5 protein-coding genes are annotated in these 3781 nt (G+C 57.7%); 1 reads left to right on the top strand and 4 read right to left on the bottom strand.

The features are described 5' to 3' along the window. From RTM06_RS21000 to RTM06_RS20990, 3 genes are all read right to left on the bottom strand, one after another. A partial coding sequence (locus RTM06_RS21000; RefSeq protein WP_312184585.1) for a DUF4286 family protein occupies positions 1-460 on the bottom strand: 460 nt, incomplete at its 3' end. A 2-nt stretch (positions 461-462) separates the two neighbouring features. Continuing rightward, positions 463-1806 carry an amidase gene (locus tag RTM06_RS20995; protein ID WP_312184584.1) on the bottom strand — a complete coding sequence of 448 codons (1344 nt, stop codon included), beginning with the start codon at positions 1804-1806 and terminating at the stop codon, positions 463-465. Positions 1807-1814: 8 nt separating this feature from the next. Then, positions 1815-2495: a DUF2848 domain-containing protein gene (locus RTM06_RS20990; RefSeq protein ID WP_256696693.1), complete on the bottom strand. Its 681-nt coding sequence runs from the start codon at positions 2493-2495 to the stop codon at positions 1815-1817. Between the two features lie 115 nt (positions 2496-2610). On the opposite strand from RTM06_RS20990, the gene RTM06_RS20985 reads away from it, so the two are divergent. Then, positions 2611-3285 carry a GntR family transcriptional regulator gene (locus tag RTM06_RS20985; protein WP_008107597.1) on the top strand — a complete coding sequence of 225 codons (675 nt, stop codon included), beginning with the start codon at positions 2611-2613 and terminating at the stop codon, positions 3283-3285. Here the strand turns inward: RTM06_RS20985 and RTM06_RS20980 are convergent. Then, entirely contained in the window at positions 3282-3671 is a 390-nt protein-coding gene (locus tag RTM06_RS20980) for a cupin domain-containing protein (protein WP_312184594.1), read from the bottom strand. The genes RTM06_RS20985 and RTM06_RS20980 overlap by 4 nt on opposite strands. Positions 3672-3781: the final 110 nt, after the last annotated feature.

Here is a 3781-nt window from a genome sequence, read left to right as displayed (position 1 = left end):
GCGAGCTCAGCGTGGTGTCAGGCGTCAGCAAACGTGAGGCGATGTAGCCCGGCGTGTGCTGCACGCTGTTTTGCCAGCTGCCCAGCGATGCAACATCTGTACCTGCTTTCAGCGTTAGCACCGCCAGATGGCTGCCAGTGCCTTGTCCATGCTGATGGGAGATGGCGCACACGCGGCGCATCGGATTGACCATCTTGTTGAGATTCTTCACCGACCATTCGGTCTGGCGCGTGAAGGCGGCATGATAATCCGCGCTGGTAAAGGCTTCCAGCGATGTGGTTTCGTACAGGCCGAGGTATTTGCGTTTGGCATCCACCGCCTGATAACGCGTACCGCTGAGAAAGCCGCTGATCGCCACGCGCTCTTCAACGTGTTCGTGGTCGTACCATTGGTTGAAATCCGCTTCATCTGCAGCATCGATATTGGTGGCGACAAACAGCATGCCGTGGGGTTGAGTCATGATCAGCTACTCCGTTTCAGGGTGGTTTCAATCGCGGCAGCCCAGCTGAGTAATGCAGCATCGTTGCCATGGGTGGAAGAGAGCATCAGGCCAACCGGCGCAGCGCCGGGCTGATGACAAGGCAGAGAAATTGAACAGCCATCCAGCATGTTGATCACGCTGGTGTTGCGCAGCATCAGCAGATTGACCTGCATATAACGCGCGGGATCCTCGAGCTCGGCCAGCGTCGGCGCAATCAGCGGCACCGTTGGCATCAATATGCCGTCGAAGGGCGCGACCGCCTGCTCGACGCGCTGTTTCCAGTTGGCGCGCAGCTGGTAAAGTTCGGCGGCATCACCCTCATTCAGCAAACTGCCGCGTTGAATGCGCGTCAGAACCTGCGGATCGTATGCTTCCGGCTGAGATTGGGCGTAATGCTGATGCCATTGCCAGGCTTCCCACGCGGTAATGCCGCCGCGTGCGTTGATGGTGTCGAGTTCTGCCAGCTCTTGCAGCGGCAGCTCGGTGATTTTCACGCCCTGCGCGCGCAGCACATCAAGCGCATGCAGCCAGGCGGCGCTGACGTGCTCGTCAAGACCAACCAGCACCCGCGTCTGCGGAATCACGAAATGTGCCTCTGACAGATTCCGCTCATCGAGCTCCAGCGGTTGAGCGGCGATCACGCTATCGAGCAGCCAGCAGCTGAGCACGTCGTGGGCGATCACGCCGATGCTGTCGAGCGACGCCGCCAGCGGCAGCGTACCGCGTTGATCGATGCGGCTGGCGCTGGGTTTGAAACCAGTTAGGCCGCACAGCGCCGCTGGAATGCGCACCGAACCGCCGGTATCGGTGCCGACCGCCGCCAGGCACATGCTATCGCTCACCGCCACCACCGCACCGGAAGAGGAACCGCCAGGAATGCGCTGCTGCGCGCGCTGCCACGGATTGGCGGGCGTACCGTAATGCGGATTGACGCCGAGGCCAGTGAAGGCGAATTCGCTCATATTGGTTTTGCCAACGATGGCGGCACCAGCCTGCTGCAGCCGATCAACTAAGCTGGCATTCGCCGTGGCTACACTGGCGTTACTCAGCAAGCGGGAACCAGCGGTGGTCACTTCTCCGGCGACATCGAACAGATCTTTGATGCTGATAGGCAGACCATCAATTGCGCTGCGCGGCGGTTGCTGCTGCCAGCGCGCGCTGGCTTGTGCCGCTTGCTGACGTGCAGCATCGGAATACACCTTAGTGAAGACGCGCTTGCCTTCTCCGCTTTCCGCTGCGATGGCACGCAGCGCATCCTGGGTCAGGGTTTCAGGGCTGATTTGCCCGGCGAGCAGCTGCTGGCTCGCTTGCCATAACGTTGTCATAGGAAACCTCAGGCGATAACCGGCAGCGAGCCAGTGATATAGGTGTGTTCTAGCGTGCGGTTCAGCACCGGATCGTGCAGCGCCATGCGGAATTCACTCGCAGGACGAATCCCGCCGATGGCGCTGAGCGTGCCGCACGACATGGCAAAACCTTCCGCGACCTGGCCCGTGGAAAAATAGCGGCTGAGCAGATCAAGTGGTGTCAGCAAAGAGGCGAGGGCGCCTTGCTGATAAGTTACCCAGTCTCCGTTGACGTTGATCCAGGCACGCAGCTCCAGTTGATCCCAGTGCGCTTTGACTTCGGACATGCGCCACGCGTGACCGGCAACCGGTTTGATGCACGCCTGTTTCGATAGCGCCACGCTGAAGGTTTCCAGATGACGATCGGTGTGATCGGAAATCAGCGAAACCCAATATTCGCCGCGATGGAAAAACACAAAGGGTTCGGCTTCACCGGATGTTTGATCGCCGACCACTTCCAGCTGCGTTTGCTGACTTAATTGATTGGTCGCGACACGGTAAAACAGCGGCACTGCACCAGGAGCGGGCACGCCGAGCGCTTCGAGCTCCCTGATATGGTGCAGCACCGCTTCCTGATCGCGTCCAACCCAGCCCGCGATAACAAATTGATTTACCTCAACATCCAGCAGTGCCGCATCGGCGTAATCTGTCGTAAACCGTAATTGCATGGGATAGATCTCCAGTTGAGAAATGCGTGTGAAATTTCACTGTGATTTCAATCTAGCCATTTTCATGCCAGGTTTTTGTGTAATATGTCTCAGTTACCTAATAAGGATTTGCGCGATGAGTAATGTGATGGCTGAAAATGTGAGCTCGCCGACGACACCGAAGAGCATTTCGCTTAATGAGCGCGCCTATCTGGCGTTCAAGCACCGGCTGATCACGCTGCGCTACAAACCGGGCGACTATCTCAATATCGCGCAGGTGATGGATGACCTTGAGATGGGCAGAACGCCGGTGAATCAGGCGGTGCATCGGCTGGAGACGGAAGGGCTGTTGCAGATCATCCCGCGCAAGGGCGTGATGGTATCGCCGCTGTCGATTGACGATGCGCTGGAGTTAATTGAGGTGCGTTTGGTGAATGAGGCGCTGTGCTTGCGGCTGGCCTCGCAGCGGGTCAATGCAGCGCAGATCGCCTATTTGCGGGAGATGAATCAGCGCATTGCTCATGCCAGCGCTTCACGCGATCGCGAACAGATGATGCTGCTGGACCGCGAATTTCATCAGGTGCTGGCGGATATCGCCGCCAATGGTCGTCTGGCCGATATTCTCAGCATCATCCACGCGCAGGCACAGCGTTTCTGGGCCACCACGCTTTCCAGCGCTGCGCACATGAACGAAGTGATCGCCGAACACGAAGCGATCATTGCCGCGCTGGAGCAGGGAAATGCCGAACAGGCAGAAGAGGCGGCGCGGGTGCATATCTATTCGTTTAAGCAGGCGCTGCTGAATAATTAATATTCCGCTTCTTCACCCGGCAGCGGAATGGAAAGATCCATGCCTGCAACCCCGGCATAGAAAATGATCAGCTCGGCAGGCTGGTCGGTGGTGAAGCCGCGATGGGCAATGTCGATGGATTCATTAAAGGCTTCGCCTGCATTGAAAGTTTTAGTCTCGCCGCTGGCTTTGTCCTCGATGGTGAGCGAGCCGGATAAAATATACGCTGTGTTGGGCATCGGATGCGTATGCCACGGCAGCTCGGAATGCGCAGGAATCGTCATCTTCATCACGGTGATCTCGGGCTTACCGGCGGGATAGTGTTCAATATGCTGGCCGTTCCATGCTTGCCCGCTTTGCAGCAGCGTTTCCGCACTGTTTTCATGCTCGTTATCGGCACCTTTCATCTTGTTCCCCTGAATAGTCATTAAAATCTCTTCCGCACAGGATAGTGCAAATCTGCAAGGCTGCGCGCACGCTCACTTCCAATACAAGTCTATCGATCAAGGCCGAGACG

Source organism: Pantoea sp. CTOTU46764, assembly GCF_031974595.1.
GTDB lineage: Bacteria > Pseudomonadota > Gammaproteobacteria > Enterobacterales > Enterobacteriaceae > Pantoea > Pantoea trifolii.
This window is presented reverse-complemented; position numbering and strand designations above follow the sequence as displayed.

Excerpts from the sequence above, each read along its gene's own strand:
- RTM06_RS20995 (WP_312184584.1), bottom strand. The coding sequence starts at position 1,806 with ATGACAACGTTATGGCAAGCGAGCCAGCAGCTGCTCGCCGGGCAAATC.
- RTM06_RS20990 (WP_256696693.1), bottom strand. The coding sequence starts at position 2,495 with ATGCAATTACGGTTTACGACAGATTACGCCGATGCGGCACTGCTGGAT.
- RTM06_RS20985 (WP_008107597.1), top strand. The coding sequence starts at position 2,611 with ATGAGTAATGTGATGGCTGAAAATGTGAGCTCGCCGACGACACCGAAG.
- RTM06_RS20980 (WP_312184594.1), bottom strand. The coding sequence starts at position 3,671 with ATGAAAGGTGCCGATAACGAGCATGAAAACAGTGCGGAAACGCTGCTG.